Below are 19,772 nucleotides of genomic sequence, written 5' to 3'. Positions count from 1 at the left end.
CCATGCCATCACCGGGTGACTATCCGCCAAAGGACCGCCTCAATTCGGATACATCACCCGGCTGCTCGAAGGAGGTATATAAGAAAAAAGACCCGCCACCCCAAACGCCCTTCCCGCTCCCCCTGTTTTTGAGGAAAAGTTCCCTCAACACTCCACAGAAAGGCATCTTGATTTCGCTTAATAAGACACCCGTAAAAAGCTTGTCGTTACTTGCGATAGCACTTGACATTTAATTTCGGGTAAAATAACATCGTTTACGCATACTAACATCTCCCTCAGTTGAGTTATTTTGAGACATTGCCCATGGCGGATCCGGTTTTGAGTCGCGCCGACACAAAACGTTGTTTATGTGCCTTACTTCAGGTCACACACCGGTACCTATGTCACTCAAAGGAGACGAAAACATGAGACGATGCCTGCTTTTCCTTCCCCTCGTTCTTTCGATGCTGATTGCTTCCCCAGCCCTCGCCCTGGATCTGGATATAAGCGGCAGCCTCCAGTTCGAAGGCGTTAACAACGAGAACCCCACATTGCAGAAGAGCGACTCCACCGAAAGCTTCAGGGAAATGCGGCTTCGTGTCCTCACCGAGGCCCAGATCACCGACAACATCAAGATCATCACCCGCTTCGACGCCCTGGACAAGGTCCTCAGTTCCAGGGACTCCGCCTTTGACAACAACGAAGACGACGACAACTTTGACTTCGACCGTGCCTACGCGGAAATCATCACCCCCATCGGCCTCCTCTCCATCGGCCGCATGCAGGGTGTGGTCTGGGGCACCAGCTGGTCCGACGACGAGACCGACACCGACCGCATCAAGCTCGTCACCCCCATCCCCATCGGCGAGAACAAACTCTACATCGGAGCCGTGGCCGAAAAGGTCACGGAAAACGCCAAAAGCGACATCACCAATGACGATAACGACAAGTACTACATCGGCGCCACCTACAAGACCAAAAAGTACAGCACGGGCCTGCTCACCGCTTTTTATCATTTTAATTATTTCCAAGATCCAGGTCAGGCAATGAAATTCATGGATATCGAAAAGGCGGGGGGATTAGATCAAGCTTTATCCGACAAAGCATCAGCCGAGCGATATGCTGCTTTTGCAGCGAATTATAGCGCATTAGCCGCTGCGGCCGCTGCTGCAGGTAATGCGACTGAAGCTGCTGCGTACGGTGTTCAGGCTCTTTCTGCAAAAACAAGTGCTGAACAATATGGTAGTACAGATGCTATCACCGCATTAGCTGCTTGGGACGGCGCTGCTCGCGGTGGCACCACCGAAGCCGAAGTATTCCTCCTGGCGCCTTACTTCGATGGTAAATTCGGACCTTTAGGAATCACAACCGAACTCGATTATATATTCGGGGAAACCGAATATGACAAAAACAATTCCACACGAGACGTGGAAGGCTACGCCTGGTTCGGGGAGCTCCGCTACGACATCGCGGACTTCACCCTCCAGGCCGGGTACGCCATCACCACCGGCGACGCCGACTACGATGATGACGACATCGGCAACATGGGCTACGTGGCCCCGGGCTCGGACTGGGCCAAGGCCTTTATCCTCACCAGTGACGAGCACGGCATGAACACCACCCTGGGCGACGGCCTGGGCAACCTCATCGGCGACGGCTTCGGCACCGCTTACACTGCGGTACTGGACGGCTACCGCATGATGTACGCAGGGGTCAACTACACCTGCTTTGACAACACCGTGAACCTGGGCGCCCTCATCGCCAGCTCCCAGGCCGATGACACCCCGGCCAACGTCGACGACGACCACGGCATCGAATACGACCTGACCCTCACCTGGAACATCATGGACAACCTCGTCTACACCGGCGTGGCAGCCTTCCTACAGGCAGGTGATTACTGGGAAGATCGCAGCGGCGGCACCGCCACAGAAGACACCTACGCTCTGTACCACAAACTGGAGTTCTTCTTCTAGCTTCCCCCTCCCTGTAAGAGGCCGCCTCCTCGGCTACCCAATCCGGCCTTGACCAGTGGAATGGGGCCGGGATATCCCTCCCCGGGATCTCCCGGCCTTTTTTGTTTGGCGAAGGGAAAGCCCTGTACAACAAACCACCAACCGCATCGGATTTGATGGGCGGTGCGCAAGGGCACCCACCTCATACCCCCGACACCGATATTCACGCGTCACACCGTATGGTGTGCTTGCGCACCATGGTCCCGGGGAATCTACACCCTTCTCCTTAGTTTATACGATGCAAAAACCCACCAACCTCATCGGCTTTGGTGAGCGATGCGGCGCTTCGGCGGTGCGCAAGGGCACCCTTCCTCATATTCCCGAATGTTCCCCTCCCCCGGACAGGCAAAAGGAATGGATGTTCTATTTTTGAAATCCAGTGGTCATACCTCGACCCTCCATGGTATAGTGCCGCAACCTATGGTGCAGGGCGCGGTGGATGATCAATGGATGACTTGCCGTACGTTGATCTGCCACGCGGACAGATATCGATTCTGCTGATTTTTCAAGGGGGAAGGGTTTTGAAGAAACGCCAAACAGACAAACGCTTTATCCAGGCCAACAAAGAGGCGGCCATTGCCGTTGCCTTGAGCCTGGCCTATTTTATCTGGTGGTATGCCACCGCTTACGGATTCGGGGACAAGCCCGTCTCCGAGTATACCTATGTCCTGGGACTCCCGGCCTGGTTTTTCTACAGCTGCGTGGTGGGATTTCTCCTCTTTGCCATACTGGCAGCCCTGATGGTGCGGTTCCTGTTCAGGGAGGTCTCCCTGGAAAAAGCCGACAAGGCCAAAGGAGGTGAGGCATGATGCAACCCGCCCTCATCATCCCCCTTGCCATCTATCTGGTTCTGGTCTACCTCCTGGCCGCTTACGCCAACCGGATCCTCTCCAAGAGCGGCAACTTCCTGGAGGAGTACTTTATCGGCAGCCGTCAGATGGGCGGCTTTGTCCTGGCCATGACCCTGGTGGCCACCTACACCAGCGCCAGCAGCTTTGTGGGAGGCCCCGGTGTCGCCTATAAAATGGGCCTGGGATGGGTACTCCTGGCCATGATCCAGCTGCCTGCGGCCTGGCTCTCCCTGTCGGTGCTGGGCAAAAAATACGCCATCATCGCACGGCGCATCAACGCGGTCACCATCAACGACATCCTGCGCGCCCGCTACGACAACCAGTGGGTGGTGATTTTCGGTTCCCTGGCCCTGGTGATCTTCTTCATCGCCGCCATGGTGGCCCAGTTCGTGGGCGGTGCCCGGCTCTTTGAGGGCATGACCGGCCTCTCCTACAACACCGGCCTTGTCATCTTTGCTTCCACCGTGGTGCTCTACACCACCATCGGCGGGTTCCGGGCCGTGGCCCTCACCGACGCCGTCCAGGGCGTGGTGATGCTCGTGGGCACCACGGCCCTGCTGGCCGGAGTCATCAAGGCAGGCGGCGGGATCCCCAACCTGGTGGCCTCCCTCCAGGCCGTGGACCCGGCCCTTATCACCCCGGCAGGCCCCAACGGATTCCTGAACAAACCCTTTATCCTCTCCTTCTGGGTGCTGGTCTGCTTCGGGGTCATCGGCATCCCCCACACGGCGGTGCGCTGTTTCGGCTACAAGGACAGCCGCGCCATGCACCGGGCCATCATCGTGGGTACCTTTGTCCTGGGCTTTCTCATGCTCGGCATGCACCTGTGCGGGGCCTTCGGCAGGGTCATCGTGCCCGGCCTCACCGCAGGAGACAAGATCATGCCCGCCCTCACCCTCAAGGTCCTGCCCCCCATGTTTGCCGGGATCTTCCTGGCAGGCCCCCTGGCCGCCATCATGAGCACCATTGACTCCCAGCTCATCCTCGCATCGGCCACCATCGTCAAGGACCTCTACATCACCTACGTCAAAAAAGAGGTCCCGGGAACAGACGACGCAGACGAGTCCGGACGCCCCATGGTGAAACGCCTCAGCGTCTACACCACGGCAATCCTGGGGCTCATTGTTTTCGGTGCATCCTTCAACCCGCCGGACCTCATCGTCTGGCTCAACCTCTTTGCCTTCGGAGGGCTCCAGGCCGCTTTTCTCTGGCCCCTGGTCCTCGGCCTCTACTGGAAACGGGCCAACGCCGAAGGCGCCCTGGCTTCCATGGTCGTGGGCGTGGCCTCCTACTTCCTCTTTGCCGTCTACGTCAAGCGGGTGGCCGGCATGCACGTCATTGTCCCGGTCCTGGCCATCACCCTGGGCGTCTTTGTCCTTGTGAGCCTCCTCAACCCCAAGCCAGGCAAAACCACCCTGGATCTCTTCTGGGGAACCGGTGACTGACAAGCTCAATAAACCAAAACACCCCGCAAGATCGCTCTTGCGGGGTGTTTTTATTTGGTCGAATTGATGGGAACCTATTAAGCGGAAACCTCAGCGGCCATCTCGTGCCACTCGGCACCACCGTGGGTGGAGTTTGACTTGCAGATCCACCGGAATCCGAATTTTTCATAAAAAGAGATGAGGTGGGTCTTGCAGAGAAGAAAAATGCTTTTGCGTCCCTGTTCCCAGGCCCTGGCCACATAGGCCCTCATGAGCTGCCCGGCAACGCCGGTTCCGGCCACGGACTCATCCACCACAACCGACATGATCACCAAGTTCTCCCCCTTGGGATCATGGCCGATCATCGCCTTGATCTCCTCATCGGCAAGATCCACCTTGGAGGTGGCCCCGCCGTTCACAAAGCCGATAACCTCCCCCTGCCGCTCAGCCACAAGGAACCCCTCGGCAAAAGCAGCAATCCGCCTTTCGATGTTCTCCCTGCTCGCCGCTTCATCTTCCGGGTACCGCGAGGACTCAATACGATGACACACATCCACATCACTCAACTGCGCATTTCGAAAAACCAACGACACGTTGTTCTAAGCTCCTTAAAATAAGATATAAAAACATGCCTCCGGCGGCAAGGTGTGCCACCTTGAAAGCAGGTTGCGGATGCGTTTTGCCCCTCGTTCCTCGGGTCAAATCACATCCGCCTTTAAACGCAAAATTCATTTAAAAGGAATTTTTCAAACCTTTTTGTTAAGTTTTTTTTATAATCTTAGGCCCCGGAAAGACCGCCGGAGGCATAAGCTGAATAGTTACAAATGAGTTTACAAGTTTCCCCCACCTTGACACTGGAGCTTACAGGATGAGGCGATCTCAATTCTGGAGGCAGAGCCTCCGTGTCGCATTCCCAGGCAGAGCCTGGGAACGAAAGAGACCCTGATGCAGAAGATTGCCCCTTTCCATATTCAGCACGGGCGAAGCCCGTCAGGGAATGTGATGAGCCTGAGGAACGAAGGCGAAAGAGCATTCCCAAACCTAGGGTCCAGGGGATTTATCCCCTGGCCGCCGGAGGCCAGCTTTTAGCTCTTATGCCACCATCATTTTCACTTGATCCACTTGCCTGAAGAGACGGATCGCGTCCTTTTCCATGGCGTCCATGGCGTCCAGAACCGTCTCCTTGTCTTTGCCCGTCTCTTCGATGCGGCGGGTCAGCTCGTCGAGGCGTCCGATATAGGCATGGAACCCTTCGGCGTGCCGTTCAAAGAGCTGATCGGCCAGGGCGTCGGCCAGTTTGTAGAGGTACCCCTCCTTGAGGGCTTCCTTGTAATCCCGGAGGTGCTGGCCCATGGACTCCAGCGCCTCTTTTCTCGTGCGGTTCATGCCGTCGGCAAGGGCTTTTTCACAGATGGCCGAGCGGTCCTGGGGCGCTTTGTTGAGGAGATTCCGAACAAAATTGATCACCGTGTAGGCCCCGAACCGCACCATGGCCTCGGCACGGACGCGCAGAGAGTAGTCCAGAACAGCGGACACCGACGGAAAACGGATGCCTGTCACCTTCCTGGCCGTCTCCATGTCCATGGAGGGCAGGCTGTAAGGAGCGGTCTCCCCCAGGGTGAGGCCCAGCTCTTCCACGGCCTGGCGGTAGTCCCCCAGGGTGTCGTTGATCATCAGCCCGTAGGGGGCGGTGATCTTGTCGAGATCGGCCATGAGAGTCTCTTCCAGCTCCCTGGCAAGACCGATAATTTTGGGAGAGATCTCCTCGGTCAGGAACCGGTCCATGTCCTGCCGAAAATCGCGATGCACGGCCCCCATGGCGCGGATAAAGGCGTCCTCATCCTCGTCTGTGGTGGCGTAAACCCCGTAGTCCGGCGCATACTGCCTGATGTGGGTCATGACATCGGTCACCACCTGCCCCCGTGAGGCATCGAAAAACCGATCCACCCGGCCGGAGAGGTCGCCCTTCACTTTTTTCAGGGCTCCGTCCAGGGTGCTTCGAATCATGGTCCTGACATGGGTCATCTTCTCCTGCTGATGGGTCAGGCCCGACACAAGGCGGGAGGCGCTGTCCCGGTCCCGGGTGAGCATCTCCCGGTTGAGGCGAATCCACTGCTGCACCCCGCTTGCGATGACCATCTGGCGCTCGGCATGGTTGTTCAGGGCAATAAAGTATTTCTGCAGGGTGAGCTTCTCCTCCAGGGCCTTGATGAACCCCTCCATGCCGGAGACCGACGCGCTGCTGAAGGCCTCGTCCAGGCGCCACTGCTCCAGGCGCATGCGGTCCCGCTGGGAGAGGGTCTCTTCCAGGGAGGTCAGAAGCTGGTAGAGAGCCGATACCGTGTGAACCTCGGGCTCCGGGATCAGCAGGGAGAGCTCTTCGGTGATCTTGGCCACGATGGCCTCCATGTTCTCCACGGAGTCGTGCTCGGAAAAATCACAGTTCACCACAAAGGTGGTGTTCTCGGCGATGCCCATCTCCCGGATCATGGTCAGAAAGCGGATGTCGGCCCGGCGAAGGCCGGTGCGGGAGCTGATGACGTACACCAGCAGGTCGGCATAAACCAGGTAATCCTGGATCATGGAGAGGTGGAGGGGGTTGGGGGAATCACTCCCCTGGCAATCGGCGATCTCCACCGAGGGGTCCCAGGAGACGGTGTCGATGGTGAGGCAGACATCCTTTAAGTAGACGGCCAGCACCTCGTCCCCGGAGTAGTCCCGGTGGGAGGCAAAATCATCCCCTTCAAAGCGACGAGTCACCGCGTCGGGGCGGATCATCCCCTCCATGCGCTCATACCCTTTGAGGTAGGAGGAGAGAAGCACCGTGTGGACGTTGCGGGCGTCTTCGGTGATAAGCATGTCCCGGGAGAGTCCTTCGAGTCCCTCGGCCAGGGCGGCCCGGTGCCCCTCCTTGCGCAGGTCAAAGGACGTCTCCTCCACGGTGAGATCCATGCCCGGCAGGAGCTCGGCGGCATGGGCAATCTCCCGGTTGATCTCGTCCCAGCTTTTGAAGGTAAGCTCCGAGGCCAGGGTCTCACCGTAATGAATGCGGGTGACGATGGATGTCACCACCCCCGCTCCCCGCTTGAGGTAATCCCCCTTGAACAACGAGTTCACAAAGGTGCTCTTGCCGGACTTGATGGGCCCCACCACGGCCACGCGAAAACTCTCGTCCCCGATCTGACGGTCGATGCCGTCCAGGGTTTTCTCCCACCGATCAAAGGTCCCGTCAGCCACCGGCATGGCCCCGGCCGCTTTTGAAAAAAGGGCCCTGAAGTCACGGCCCGCTTTAAGAATCTCCTCTTTCAGCTCCTTGTATCGCTTCATAAACACCTTAACCCGCATGATTGATAATTGTTACTGCCCACCAGCTATGGTCAAAACGGCCTTCGATGGTTAAAGGCGAGGGAAACCCAGCCTCAGGCGGCAAGGTGAGCCACCTTGAAAGCTGGTTGCCTTTTAAACAACCTCGGCCTTGATCAACGATTGGGCCATCGACCTAATTTACACCACCCCCCGCCCCCCCCCTTGTCCCCTTGGAGCGCCGCACTCCGGTGCGGCACGGGTAACAACGGACGAAAATGCCGCACCGGAGTGCGGCGCTCCGTTTGGGTCGATTTTTCTCGGTTTTATTTTGAACGCTGGAAAAATCGATTTTGTAGGGCTTTTGCAATCCAGGGTTCAGGGGTGACGAAACCCTTGGCCCACAAATCCTTAGACGCCGGAGGCGCTTTTAGGACACCAGCTCATAGAACCGGTCCTCGTCAATGACCTCCACCCCTTTTTCCCGTGCTTTTTCCACCTTCTTTGCGCCCACATTGGCGCCGCACACCAGGAAATCGGTCTTGCCCGAAACCGAGGACTGCACCACGGCCCCGAGCTTCCGGGCCATCTCCTGCATCTCCTCCCTGCTTCCGCGCACCATCTTACCGGTGAAGACCACCCCTTTTCCGGAAAGGGGTGAATCCGAGGCCGATTCGGCAACCTCGGAAGCCAGGGGGGTGACTTCCAGCTGAAACCCGAGGTCCAGCATGTGGCGGATGGTCTCTCGGACCACGGCAAGACCCGTGCCGATGTTTTCGCACTTGGCGCCCTTGAACCCCCTGATGTCGGCGGCAAGGATCTCGTCCCCCGTTTTCTCGATGAGCTCAGTGAGAGGAAACACGGAAAGGAGGTTCCGGGCTTCGCTCTTGCCCAGGCTGCGGACCCCGAAGGCCGCCAGGAACCGCCAGTCCTCCACGGGCTCGGTGCGGCTGATGCCCAGGGCGTTGTAAAGGTTTTCCGACTGCACCGGACCAAAGCCCAGGGCCTGGAACTCCACAGCCTTCAGCTTATAGATCTTCTCCAGGGTGTCGTAGCCCTTCTCCACCAGCTTCTGCACCGTCTTTTTACCGAACCAGTCCGCGCTGCCCAGGGTCTTGAACCAGTGGACAATGCGCTGCTCGGCCTTGGCGCTGCACATGGGGTTGACGCAGAGCAAGAACTTGTCGTCTTCTTCAAGGGGGGCGTCGCAGACAGGACAGGTCTCGGGAATGGAGACCTCCTCGGACGGGGTGAGGACCTTTTCAAGCTTGGGGATCACCTCCCCGCTTCGGATAATCTCGATCTCGGCACCGGGTCCTACGCTCTCGGAGCGAAGGCGCTCCAGGTTGTGGGCCGTGACGCGGCGGATGGTGGCACCGGAGACCTTCACCGGGCTCACCTCCATCACCGGGGTGACCTTGCCGGTGCGGCCCACCTGCCAGGTGACGCTTTCCACGGTGGTGACGGCGCTCTCTCCCCGGGTCTTGATGGCGATCTGCCAGCGGTGGTGGTGGCTGGTGGCACCCATGTGGGTGCGCAGGGCTTCGTCCGTGACCTCGGCCACCAGGCCGTCCACCGGGTAATCGATCCCGCCCAAGACCTCCTCGCGGATGGCGTCCATGGACGCGATCATCTCCGGGCCGCTGCCCGTCCATTTATTCAGCTCCGAATAGGGGACAAAACGCACCGCCTTGTCTTCCAGGGCTTTCTGGGCGTGTTCGTTGAGGACATCTGAGGTGATGATTCCCACCACCATGTTGCGGGGGTGTTCGAAGTGGTCTTTGAGGTTCTCTTCAAAATAAGAGAGGCTCATGACGATCTCGCCGAGCCCCTTGCCGCGCCCGCCCACGGGAATCACCCCCTTGGCCAGGGCGCTGCTGATCTCATAGCCTTCAAAGCCGTTGCCGCGGGTGGCAAACTCCGTGCCATCGTCCCTGCCGGCCAGGCCGTCGAGTTTGGCCATGACCTGATAGTTCACGGAGGAGAGCCCGATCTCCAGGGCCGCTTTATCCACTCGATTAACAAAACGCTCGAGATCTTCGATTTTATACGCTTTTTCCGTGGAGAGCATGGGGACGGGATGCCGCACCTTTCCCTTGCCGTTAAAGGTCTCCGGTTCCACTGCTCCGAGGTAGGGGTGGGCCGGATTCATGGCTCGAAGGGCTTCCACCTTCTCATCGTATTCCGCATCGGAAACCAGGGGCTCTCCGTTTCGATACGCCGCATTCAACCGCTTCAGCTCATCAACGAGCCGTTCAATGTCATTCATAGAGTCCGTTCTATCGTGCAGGCCAGGTCAGCCAGTCGTTTTTGTCATCACATTTCGGCCCCCCACGCAAGGCAACGAAGCCGTGCGTGGGGGAACGTTTACTCAGCCGTCCTGGGGTTGCCCCCAGCTTGATTGGCCGGCCAGAAGGCTCACGGCCTCAAGGGTCCGCTTGCGCCCCTCCTTGAAGGCCGGTGTCCCGAAACCTTTGTTCCAGCTCAACCCGGAGACATCGTCCGAGACCGTCATCAACGCGGACATTTTGGCCTTGCGGTACCGGGCCGCGGTGAAAAAGGCCGAGGCCTCCATCTCCACGGCGATGGCTCCAAGGTCCTTGAACCGGTTGATCCGCTCCGGAGTCTCGCGGTACATGGCGTCCGTGGTCCAGGCCTTGCCCTCGGACACGGAAGTGCCAGCCCTCTCCAGGGTCTCCCGGACAAAGGCGGTCTGGGAAGCGGAAGGGGCCACGCAGTGCCCCACAGCCTCCACCCCGTAATGGAGGGAGGTTCCTTCATCCACAAAGGCCCCGGTGAGGAGCAGTGTCTCTCCGATGCCGGGCTTGCCCGTGAGGGACCCGCACCAGCCGGTAAAGAGAAAATACTTACCGCCCCAGGCCACGAGGTTCTCTAAAAGCATCACGCCCTGGGGAGCCCCCATAAAGGGCCCTGCCACGGCAACATTGCCGGTGCGGAACAACCGCATGGGCATGGGAACGCCTTTGATTTCCTTGGCGTCCAGGGTCCTGATCAATTCGGAAAAATCGGGCTGGGTAGCCACAAGGACCACCTTTTCGGGAATCTCCGGCCCTTCCGGGGGGGTCACAATACCTGTTGTCATGGTTGCATCCTCCTTGTTTTCCGATCACGCCGTCACACGTGGCGTCCATCCGACACGTGCCTTACCTCTCACTATATAATAGATCGCTACACGGCACCTTAGATTATTTAACGGATTCGCAATATTACAGGAAACCAGCGGCACGTGCCCCGTCCCAGGGAAAGCGACGGCAGGAAGCGCGGATGGAGGGGCAACGCAAAAAGGGCGGCACTGGGTCATGGGACCCATTTTTCGGCGCCCCGGCACGGGGCGCCTGAATCAGTGGCCCGCCGAAAAACAGGCAGGCCGACAACCCGTTACTCTATGGGATCAAGGTTGTTTTCCAGCTCGTCTTTGATGTCATCAATGATATCGTACAGAAAGCTGATGTCGCTGATGGAGAGGCGACCCGCCTTGGCGGGGGCTCGGTCGGTACCGTCCTTTTTCTTGAGGATTCGGGGGCCGATCTGCACCTTGGGCTCGCCTTTGTCGTACTGGTTGATGGAGACAAGAAGACCGGTGTCCTCGCATCGCCACTCTTTGAGTTTCTTATCCTTTTCCGGATCAAATCCAGCCATGGACTCCTCCATTTTGTTCTGTGAGCCGGTTTTTGCCTAAGCACAAAAACCGGATGGGTGGTGGTTTACATAAAGGCCCCGTCAGCAGCCCGACCGTACGTCCGGCCGGGCCCTTTCGGGTGATGCCACGGGGCCTGTTCAGATCAAGCTGAGAGCTTGGAAAAATCAGCAATATCCCCGAAGAGCCCTGCGATGCCCGCCAAGATGGCCAGGCGGTTGGCCCGGACATCGGCGTCTTCGGCCATGACCATGACGTCTTCGAAGAACCGGTCCACCGAAGGTCGAAGCCCGGCCACGGCGGTGAGGGCCTTGTCGTAGCCACCGTCCTTAAGGGCGTCTTCCACCTCGGTGCGGGTGGCGGCAAAGGCGTTGACGAGCTCTTTTTCGCTCTCGTGTTCAAAGAGCGAGGTGTCCACGGCAGGAACGCCCCCGGAGAGGTCCGCTTTTTTGATGATGTTGACCACACGCTTGAAGGCTGCGGCCACGGCTTCGAAGTCCGCCTTCTCCTTGAGCTCGGAGAGGGCCTTCACACGCATCCAGATATCCGGTACCACGTTGATGCCCACGGAGGTGACAGACGCCACAACGTCTTTGGCGTACCCTTCTTCAAAGAGGAGGTGATCGATGCGGCCTCGGAAAAAATCGATGATGGCAGCAACGGTCTCGTCCGTGTTGACCTCGATGCGGTCGGCATAGGCGGCAACGCCCTCTTCCAGCACGGGGCGCAAGGGGAAGGCGTACCCCATCTTCACCATGATCTGGGCGATGCCGATGGCCTGACGGCGCAGGGCATAGGGATCGGCGCCCCCGGTGGGGATGAGGCCCGCTGCAAAGCAGCCGCAGAGGGTGTCGAGCTTATCGGCCAGGGCCAGCAGGGCCCCTTCTTCGGTCTGGGGAAGCTCCCCTCCGGAGTAGAGGGGCTTGTAGTGCTCCTGGATGGCAGCGGCCACGGCCGCGTCCTCCCCTGCCCTCTCGGCGTAGACACGACCCATGACACCCTGAAGCTTGGTAAACTCCACAACCATGTGGCTGACGAGGTCTGCCTTGCAAAGCTCAGCCGCACGGGTGGTGTGGGCCGCGGTATCGGCAGAGGCTTCGGCAACCCGGGCCAGGACGCCGGCCAGGTGGCGGATGCGCCCGACCTTCTCGTGAACGGTGCCGAGCTTGGCCTGGAACAGCACGCCTTTGAGGCGCTCCACCCAGGCATCGGGGGTCTCTTTCAGGTCCTGGTCAAAGAAGAATTTCGCATCGGCAAGACGGGCGCGCAGAACCTTTTCGTGGCCGCGGCGCACCAGGGAGAGATCCTTGACGCGGGTGTTGTTCACCACAAGGAAGGCATTCTTGAGTTTACCTGCCTCATCCACCACGGCAAAGTACTTCTGGTGCTCGCGCATGGAGGTGATGAGCACCTCGTCGGGCACGGCAAGGAAATCTTCGTCAAAGGTCCCGATGACCACCACCGGGTACTCGATGAGGTTGGTGACGGTGTCAAAGAGCTCCTCATCGGGGAGAAGCACACCGCCCGCCTCTTTGGCGGCCTCGGTTACCCGCTCCTTCACCATGACGCGTCGGGCATCGAAATCTGCGATGACGTTGACCTTCTCCAGAATCTCCAGGTAGGCATCGGGGTTGTCGATGACCACGGGCCCGGGGTTCATGAAGCGGTGACCAAAAGAGGCGTTGCCGCTGGTGACGTTGCCGAAGGAGAAGGGAATCACCGTCTCACCCAGGAGCGCCACGATGTTCTGGACGGGGCGCGCAAAGGTGACGGAGAGGTCGGCCCAGCGCATGGTCTTGGGAAAGGGAACCTTGTGGATCAGCTCGGGAAGGATCTCCGAGAGAACCTCCACCGAAGGCTTGACCTCTTCGGCCACGCTGGCACAAAGGTACCGCCCTTTCTTGGTCTCCTTGATCTGGATCTCGGACACGTCGATGCCCACTTTCTCCGCAAACTTCACGGCGGGCATCTTGGGGGTGCCGTCGGCTTCATAGCCCACGGACTCAGGAGGACCTGTCACTTCGGTGGTCTCGGCTTTCTGGCCCTCGGCCACGCCTTTGACCATGACGGTGAGGCGACGGGGGGTGCCGTAGGTGGAGACCTCCCCGGCGTCGATGCGGTTCTCTTTCAGCCTGTCGGCCACGGCCGCGGCTAAAAAGTCAAGGGCGGGCCGAATATACCCGGCAGGAATCTCTTCCGTTCCAATTTCAAAAAGTAAGGTCTTCATATCTCACCTGTATGTCGGCTGCGATGATGGTGCAGCAAAATCTGTCGTAAGGACGGGCCGGAGCCCGCAAGGGGAACTCATCAGCCCTGCTGTTTCTTCAGCATGGGGAAACCGAGGCGCTCCCGCTGCTCGATGTATCCGTGGGCGCAGATGCGAGCCAGGTTTCGGATCCTGCCGATGTAACCGGTTCGCTCGGTGACGCTGATGGCCCCGCGGGCGTCGAGGAGGTTGAAAAGATGCGAACACTTGATGCAGCACTCGTAGGCGGGCAGGACGATGCCCTGCTCAATGATGCGTTCGGCTTCTTTTTCGTACTTCTTGAAGAGGTCGAGGAGCATGTCCACGTCGGCCACCTCAAAGTTGTAGGTGGACTGCTCCACCTCCTGCTGATGGAAGATGTCCCCGTAGGTGAGGGTGTCGTTCCACTTAAGGTCGTAGACGCTGTCCACGCCCTGGAGGTACATGCAGATGCGCTCCAGGCCGTAGGTGAGTTCCACGGACACGGGCTTGACCTCGATGCTGCCCGCCATCTGGAAATAGGTGAACTGGGTCACCTCCATGCCGTCGAGCCACACCTCCCACCCAAGGCCGGAGGCACCCAGGGTGGGCGACTCCCAGTCATCCTCCACAAAACGGATGTCGTGGTCCATGGGGTCGATCCCCAGCACCTTGAGGCTGTTCAGGTAAAGTTCCTGGACGTTGTCGGGTGAGGGCTTCATCAGCACCTGGAACTGGTAGTAGTGCTGCAGGCGCATGGGGTTGTCGCCGTAGCGACCGTCCGTGGGACGACGGGAAGCCTGGGCGTAGGCAACCTTCCAGGGCTCGGGCCCGAGGCACCTCAAAAGGGTCGCAGGATGAAAGGTCCCGGCCCCCACTTCAAGGTCTAAGGGCTGGCTCAGCACACAGCCGGTGCCCGCCCAGTATTTCTGCAACGCTAAAATCACATCCTGAAAATTCATCTTTTGATTCCTCAAATAACTCGGTGCCTGGAAAGACGCTTCCTTAAAAACGGGTGTGGACCCACACCCCGCCCCTTTCACGGTCGTAAAGGTTTATATCCTGTGATGGCCTGCAAGGGCGCAGGGTATCGCGATGCGACACGCTATATAATGGGGTACCTCGCCACCGCAACACAACATGCGTGGAAAACGTCCGGATTACATCCCTTTGCTGCACGGTCATCTTATTTTAACCAAAGAAAACTACATGATAAGATAGCGATAGTCAATCAAAAGGCGCAGGGCATCCGCCCCGTGCCAAGGCCTTCGCAAGGGCCCGGAAACACGAAAAAATAGCCCGTTGCACCCAGGCAACAGCCAAGGCTTTGAAAAGCTTGACAAAGGAGACGGACAGCACAGCCCTCTCCGGGCCGGGCTGTCAGGAAACAGACGCCCGCCAGGCCTCGGCCCCCTCGGTGGTTACCCCGTGCCATGCCACGGCTGGCGGCAGGAGCTTTGCCCCGGGAATCTCCGCGCAGATGGACACCCAGGCATCCCTCACGGCTGCCATGTCCCCGGCCTCCCCCACGGCCCAGAGGCACCCGCCGCCGCCGGCACCGGTGAAGCGGGCTCCGCACCCCAGAGCCACGGCGCTTTCCACCAGTCGCATTCCTGTTTCGTCCAGCACATCCGGTGTCATGGATTGGCGGATGCGGGTCTCGCGGTTCATGAGCTCTCCGGCCTCTCGCCACTGGCCTGCGGCCATGGCCTCGGCAAAGGCGTGGGTCAGCTCGATGATACGAACCCACTCCGCCCTGTGGCGCCCGGCAAGGAACCCTTTGACCCATCGCCCGTTGACGTCCAGGGAATCATGGGGAATGCCGCAATAGGCCACCGCCATATGGGCCGACGGGTCCGTGCCCCCGGTGTCGCACACCGGTGTCCGCCGGTACCGCCCCTCCCCGTCCCAGTGCCAGAGGGAAACCCCGCCAAAGGCGGCGGCCATCTGGTCCTGAATCCCGCAGACAACACCTGCCACGGCGCTCTCCACGGATTGTGCAATGCGGGCGGCGCGTTCTTTCAGGGCATCGCCGTCCTCCATGCCCTCAAGGGCAGAGAGAAAGGCGGCGCACAGGGCCACCGCAGCAACAGAAGATCCCCCCAGGGCGCTGCGGGGCGGTGAGGCCGAATCGATATCAATGGCCACGCCCGAAGCATCAAAATAAGCGGCGATGCCGAACATCAACCCCATGGGATGATCAAAGGGAAGCTCCCGGGCAGGAAACTCGGCGGGTTCGAAGCCCCGGGAAGAGACGCGCACCCGCCCGGCGGTGTACGGCGCAATGCGTACCCGTGTCCGCAGATCCAGGGCCAGGTTGAAGGTGACGGGATCCAGATGCCGCAACGGGAGATGAAAGGTGGCCAGATCAAGGGTCCCCCCCATATCCACCCGGCAGGGTGCGGAGGTCACGACGGTTGAACGGATGGGACGGCCTGTGTCATGGGACATGGCGGGATATCCTTTACGTGGATCGGATTTTGGATAGGAAAGAGAGGCTCTTGGGTTCACGCCCCAGGTGACGGGGCAGGAACCGCTCCATGAGGGCCAGGGCCTCTCGCTCTGTGTTGGGGCTGAACCGCACGCGAAAGGCACCCTCCAGCCCTTCGTCCAGCACCCACCTCAGCTGCTTCAGGGTCCCCACGGAGATGGCCATGCGATGACGGGCCTCCCCACGGCACTGCGGGCAGACCAGACCCCCGCGATCCAGGTCGAAGAGCACCCGGTCCCCGGACGGGGTCTCCATGGAGGCGCCGCACCCGGCGCACTGGGCCAGGGACGGTGCAAAACCGGCGATGTCGAGAAAGAGCATCTGAAACAGGATACTGACACTCCCCGGAGATCTCCGGGAGTCGTTGAGGGCGCCCAGGGCGGACTCGAAAAGGGTAAAGAGGCGCTCCTGGGGCACATCCTCTTCCAGCCACTGTATGGTCACCTCGGACCAGTAACCGGCATAGGCGGAGCGCAGGTAATCGGTGCGGATGGATTCGTAAGGGTCCAGGATGGAGGCCTCTTCCAGATAGGGAAGGCCCCTGCCCTGGCGCACCACGATCTCAAGAAGGGTCGAGAGCTCCAGAACACCGGAAAACCGCTTCACGCTCTTCTTGGCGTTCTTGGCAAAGGCGCTCACCTTGCCCTTGTCCGGGGTCAGGAAGGTGAGGACCACATCGTGGTCCCCGTACTCCACCTTGCGGAGCAAAATAGCCCGGGCCTTCCGGATGATCACCTGGGGAACAAGAGCCATACCGGCCTAAAGCCCCAGGAGCTGGGTGGCAATCTTAAAATAGCAATAGACACTGATAATGTCGATGCTGGTGGTGACAAAGGGCCCCGTGGCAACGGCCGGGTCGATGTTGATGCGCCCGAACACCATGGGAACCAGGGAACCCACAAGGGCGGCGATGGACATGGACGAGAGAACGGCCAGCCCCACGGAAACGGCGAGCATCATGGTGTTGATCTCCGAGCCGAAGCGCACCTGGGCGGCAAGGGCGATAAGCCCCCCGTAGATGATGCCCAGGATCATGCCGATGCTGAGTTCCTTGCACACCACGTTCCTCAGATCGTCGGCCACGAGACGCCCCGTGGCAAGACCCCGCACCACAATGGTGGAGGACTGGGTGCCGATGTTCCCGCCCATCCCCATGATCACCGGGAGAAAGGCGGCCAGGTAGGTCACCTGCTTCAGGGTGTCTTCAAAATGCCCGATGATGAAAAAGGCGAGGATCCCACCGATGCAGCTGGCAAAGAGCCAGGGCAGGCGGATGCGGGTACTGCTCACAATGGACTGGGTCTCCACGAACTCCTCGCCCACACCGGCCATCTTCAACATGTCTTCGGTGGCCTCCTGACGGAAAATATCGATGACGTCGTCCACGGTAACGATCCCCATGAGGCGGTTGTTGTCATCCACAACAGGCACCGCCAGGATATCGTAGCGCGCCACGATCTTGGCCACCTCTTCCTGGTCCATGTCGGTGGTCACGGAGAAGATGTCCGTGGTCATGAACTCCTTCAGGGGCGTGCCGGGCTTGACCACCACGAGCTGACGCAGGGAAACCACCCCCACGAGCCGTTCATGGTCGTCCACCACATAGAGGTAGAAGGGCATCTCCACATCGGGGAAGTCCTTCTGGAGGGACTCGATGGCCTCCCGTGCGGTGATCTCTTCGGCAAGGGCCACGAAGTCCGGGACCATGATCCCGCCCGCGGTGTCGTCGTCATAGCTGAGGAGATCCTCCACCTCTTCGGACTCCTCGGTCTTCATCTTTTCGAGGACGGCGTCGGCCTTCTCCTTGGGAAGGTCTGCGATGAGGTCTGCCACGTCGTCGGCGGGCATGTGATCGAACACATCCAGGAGTTCTTCCACCTCGATGGTCTCGATAAAGTCCGTGAAGGTGTACTCGCTGAGTTCACTCAGGAGCACCGCCCTCTGTTCGTAGTCCTCTATCATGTCGAAGAGCTTGCGCTGACTGTTGACCGAAAGGTTCCTGAAGACAACGGAGAGGTCCGCCGCGTGTGTCTTGTTAACGATCTTTTGAAGGTTGGTGATGGCCCCGCGCCTCAAAAGCCGCTTGATGGTCTCTTCAAGAATTTTGTTCCTGTCTTCGCTCATGATAATCCTCCCCGCATGACAGGGCCCCAGCGGCCCCGACGGCAGACAGGGCACGGTACTCCCCAAGGGCCCCACAATAAAAATCGGGGAACGCCCTTCGGGGCTGCCGTGTCCTGCTTCCAAGGCCCGACGAAATCAGAGGCGCGGTTGTCCTGATCGCGTCGGGGTCAAAAGGTTTCCCGCCACCTCAAGCTGGCGGAGTAAAAACAAAAAAGCCGGCCTGTGCCTGCCGGCTTTTGCGGCGGTGGCCCGGGCCTTCTAAGGATCCGTTATGGAATCCAGAGGTTCACCGGCCGCCCGCAGGGCCCGGGAATCTCCACGGGCCGCCCGTTGTAAAACAAGGCGACGGCGCACTTGTCTTCCAGAAGAATATTGAAACTCTCCACCGCACGGATGGAGATGCGCTCTCCCTGTCTCATGGCATAGGGCTTGGGCTGACTTCCGTCTGCACTCACCTTGACATGGGCCTTTCCGGCCGACAGGATCTCCAGCAGGAGCCCCTCACGGGTCTTTTCGGAGCGCCTTTTCTCTTTCACTTTTTTCTCGGGTATGGTGCGAGCCTCTGAGGGAGGCTCCGCCTGCTCTGATACGCCGGTGTCAGGGGGCGTCAAAAAAAAAAGAGACCCCTAGGACCACAAAGGTCACCAGACAAAGCAGGGCAAAAAGAATCCCCAGGTTCCGTTTCCGGTCCCCGGAGCTGCAGAAGCGGACACCCTCCGGAGCCGGAGGGTACGCTTCCAAGTAGAGAGAAACCGCTGTTTCCCCGTCGGCGCCGCAAGCTTCTGCCATGGAGCGCAGAAAGCTCTTGAGCAGCACATCCTCGGGAAGGGCTCTGCGGTCTCCCGCCTCAATGCTCTCCACCACATGACGGGAGAGCTTGGTTTCGCGACACACCGTTTCAATGGTGATGCCGTTTTGCAACCGGGTATCCCGAAGGTATTCGTTAAATTGGGGCCGTTCCCGAACCTCATCTTTGTTTTCAGCCATGCGCCCCCTTCCTTCACTGCCGCCGGCCTGCGGTATTACTGAATCACCTTGATATGTGCTTCTTTTTTCAAATCACTGAGCCACTGGGCGAATTTCTTGCCCACGGCGTCCTGGTACAACTGATCGGTAATGGATGCGCGAAGCGCCTCTTCAAGGGGCTTGTTCCCAAGCTCCTTTTTATTGGCGACGTAGTATTCCTGAACATCTTCGTCGGTGATGACGATTTTTGACTTCACCTCGTAGCTCACCAGACGGTTCCTCAGCAACTGGTTCCTGATCTCGCTGCGGTAGGTCTCGTAATCCAGGCCCTGGGCTTTGAGCTGGGCTCGTAACGCCTCATCGGTGAACTGGTTGAGGCTCTTGACCCGTTCAATGGCCCGGTCCACTTCCTTTTCGCCGATATGGATATCTTTTTTCGCAACAAGCTGATCGGTGAGTTTTTTCTCCACAAGCTGATTGATCAGATCCTCACGCAGTTTGAACCGCATCTGCATCTCTTTTTCAAGAGGGTAATTCATCTGGCGGATCTTTTCTTCATAGGGGGCCAGCTCTTCGTTCAGGTCCGTAAGGGTCACCACATCATCGTTGACCACGGCCACGATGCGATCGATCACCTCGGCTTTTTTCGCCGCCGCCGTCCCTGCCACAAGACAGGCAGAAACAGCCACGAGCACACACCACACCCATTTTTTACATTGTCCGGTCGTTGACTTAATCAT

General features: G+C 59.2%; 16 protein-coding genes. 3 read left to right on the top strand and 13 right to left on the bottom strand.

All coding sequences use genetic code 11. The features are described 5' to 3' along the window. Positions 1–404 precede the first annotated feature (404 nt). The 3 genes from MSL71_RS21735 to panF all read left to right on the top strand — a co-directional run bounded on the left by MSL71_RS21735 (position 405) and on the right by panF (position 4,287). A complete protein-coding gene (locus tag MSL71_RS21735) occupies positions 405–1,952 on the top strand; it encodes a hypothetical protein (RefSeq protein WP_180144841.1) in 1,548 nt (515 codons plus the stop codon). Positions 1,953–2,512: 560 nt separating this feature from the next. Continuing rightward, positions 2,513–2,800, top strand: a complete 288-nt coding sequence (locus tag MSL71_RS21730) for a YhdT family protein (protein WP_218951106.1) — start codon at positions 2,513–2,515, stop codon at positions 2,798–2,800. Continuing rightward, a complete protein-coding gene (gene panF / locus MSL71_RS21725) occupies positions 2,797–4,287 on the top strand; it encodes a sodium/pantothenate symporter (protein ID WP_218951105.1) in 1,491 nt (496 codons plus the stop codon). The genes MSL71_RS21730 and panF overlap by 4 nt, the downstream gene beginning before the upstream one ends. Before the next feature lie 77 nt (positions 4,288–4,364). On the opposite strand, the gene MSL71_RS21720 is transcribed toward panF, so the two are convergent. The 13 genes from MSL71_RS21720 to MSL71_RS21660 form a co-directional block, all read right to left on the bottom strand. Next, positions 4,365–4,859, bottom strand: coding sequence for a GNAT family N-acetyltransferase (locus tag MSL71_RS21720; RefSeq protein WP_180144837.1), 495 nt, complete (start codon positions 4,857–4,859; stop codon positions 4,365–4,367). A 499-nt stretch (positions 4,860–5,358) separates the two neighbouring features. Beyond that, positions 5,359–7,593: a dynamin family protein gene (locus tag MSL71_RS21715; protein WP_180144833.1), complete on the bottom strand. Its 2,235-nt coding sequence runs from the start codon at positions 7,591–7,593 to the stop codon at positions 5,359–5,361. 406 nt (positions 7,594–7,999) lie between these two features. Beyond that, positions 8,000–9,838, bottom strand: coding sequence for a BRCT domain-containing protein (locus MSL71_RS21710; RefSeq protein WP_180144831.1), 1,839 nt, complete (start codon positions 9,836–9,838; stop codon positions 8,000–8,002). A 102-nt stretch (positions 9,839–9,940) separates the two neighbouring features. Beyond that, positions 9,941–10,672: a nucleoside phosphorylase gene (locus MSL71_RS21705; protein ID WP_180144829.1), complete on the bottom strand. Its 732-nt coding sequence runs from the start codon at positions 10,670–10,672 to the stop codon at positions 9,941–9,943. 296 nt (positions 10,673–10,968) lie between these two features. Next, positions 10,969–11,229: a hypothetical protein gene (locus MSL71_RS21700; protein WP_180144828.1), complete on the bottom strand. Its 261-nt coding sequence runs from the start codon at positions 11,227–11,229 to the stop codon at positions 10,969–10,971. 143 nt (positions 11,230–11,372) lie between these two features. Continuing rightward, complete coding sequence (glyS, locus tag MSL71_RS21695; protein WP_180144826.1) at positions 11,373–13,454, bottom strand: glycine--tRNA ligase subunit beta; 2,082 nt, start codon at positions 13,452–13,454, stop codon at positions 11,373–11,375. A gap of 80 nt (positions 13,455–13,534) precedes the next feature. Then, positions 13,535–14,413 (bottom strand): glycine--tRNA ligase subunit alpha, encoded by an 879-nt coding sequence (gene glyQ, locus MSL71_RS21690; RefSeq protein ID WP_180144824.1) that lies wholly within the window; start codon positions 14,411–14,413, stop codon positions 13,535–13,537. A 418-nt stretch (positions 14,414–14,831) separates the two neighbouring features. Then, positions 14,832–15,902: a GHMP family kinase ATP-binding protein gene (locus MSL71_RS21685; protein WP_180144821.1), complete on the bottom strand. Its 1,071-nt coding sequence runs from the start codon at positions 15,900–15,902 to the stop codon at positions 14,832–14,834. A gap of 13 nt (positions 15,903–15,915) precedes the next feature. Next, positions 15,916–16,695: a DNA repair protein RecO gene (recO, locus tag MSL71_RS21680; RefSeq protein WP_180144817.1), complete on the bottom strand. Its 780-nt coding sequence runs from the start codon at positions 16,693–16,695 to the stop codon at positions 15,916–15,918. Positions 16,696–16,701: 6 nt separating this feature from the next. Next, on the bottom strand, positions 16,702–18,066 hold the full coding sequence (gene mgtE, locus MSL71_RS21675) for a magnesium transporter (protein ID WP_180144814.1): 1,365 nt from the start codon (positions 18,064–18,066) through the stop codon (positions 16,702–16,704). 269 nt (positions 18,067–18,335) lie between these two features. Continuing rightward, complete coding sequence (locus MSL71_RS21670; protein ID WP_180144811.1) at positions 18,336–18,602, bottom strand: RodZ domain-containing protein; 267 nt, start codon at positions 18,600–18,602, stop codon at positions 18,336–18,338. 61 nt (positions 18,603–18,663) lie between these two features. After that, a complete protein-coding gene (locus MSL71_RS21665; RefSeq protein WP_180144808.1) occupies positions 18,664–19,053 on the bottom strand; it encodes a helix-turn-helix domain-containing protein in 390 nt (129 codons plus the stop codon). 35 nt (positions 19,054–19,088) lie between these two features. Then, complete coding sequence (locus tag MSL71_RS21660; protein ID WP_180144804.1) at positions 19,089–19,772, bottom strand: SurA N-terminal domain-containing protein; 684 nt, start codon at positions 19,770–19,772, stop codon at positions 19,089–19,091.

It is taken from the genome of Desulfoluna butyratoxydans, from assembly GCF_900699765.1.
Taxonomy (GTDB): domain Bacteria; phylum Desulfobacterota; class Desulfobacteria; order Desulfobacterales; family Desulfolunaceae; genus Desulfoluna; species Desulfoluna butyratoxydans.
Note: the sequence above shows the minus strand (reverse complement) of the source record. Positions and strands in the feature narration are given on the sequence as shown.

What these genes read in the sequence shown, in the direction of transcription:
- MSL71_RS21735 (WP_180144841.1), top strand. Translation starts at nt 405, where the DNA reads ATGAGACGATGCCTGCTTTTCCTTCCCCTCGTTCTTTCGATGCTGATT.
- glyQ (WP_180144824.1), bottom strand. Translation starts at nt 14,413, where the DNA reads ATGAATTTTCAGGATGTGATTTTAGCGTTGCAGAAATACTGGGCGGGC.
- MSL71_RS21710 (WP_180144831.1), bottom strand. Translation starts at nt 9,838, where the DNA reads ATGAATGACATTGAACGGCTCGTTGATGAGCTGAAGCGGTTGAATGCG.
- MSL71_RS21700 (WP_180144828.1), bottom strand. Translation starts at nt 11,229, where the DNA reads ATGGCTGGATTTGATCCGGAAAAGGATAAGAAACTCAAAGAGTGGCGA.
- recO (WP_180144817.1), bottom strand. Translation starts at nt 16,695, where the DNA reads ATGGCTCTTGTTCCCCAGGTGATCATCCGGAAGGCCCGGGCTATTTTG.
- mgtE (WP_180144814.1), bottom strand. Translation starts at nt 18,066, where the DNA reads ATGAGCGAAGACAGGAACAAAATTCTTGAAGAGACCATCAAGCGGCTT.
- glyS (WP_180144826.1), bottom strand. Translation starts at nt 13,454, where the DNA reads ATGAAGACCTTACTTTTTGAAATTGGAACGGAAGAGATTCCTGCCGGG.
- MSL71_RS21665 (WP_180144808.1), bottom strand. Translation starts at nt 19,053, where the DNA reads ATGGCTGAAAACAAAGATGAGGTTCGGGAACGGCCCCAATTTAACGAA.
- MSL71_RS21705 (WP_180144829.1), bottom strand. Translation starts at nt 10,672, where the DNA reads ATGACAACAGGTATTGTGACCCCCCCGGAAGGGCCGGAGATTCCCGAA.
- MSL71_RS21715 (WP_180144833.1), bottom strand. Translation starts at nt 7,593, where the DNA reads ATGAAGCGATACAAGGAGCTGAAAGAGGAGATTCTTAAAGCGGGCCGT.
- MSL71_RS21685 (WP_180144821.1), bottom strand. Translation starts at nt 15,902, where the DNA reads ATGTCCCATGACACAGGCCGTCCCATCCGTTCAACCGTCGTGACCTCC.
- panF (WP_218951105.1), top strand. Translation starts at nt 2,797, where the DNA reads ATGATGCAACCCGCCCTCATCATCCCCCTTGCCATCTATCTGGTTCTG.
- MSL71_RS21660 (WP_180144804.1), bottom strand. Translation starts at nt 19,772, where the DNA reads ATGATTAAGTCAACGACCGGACAATGTAAAAAATGGGTGTGGTGTGTG.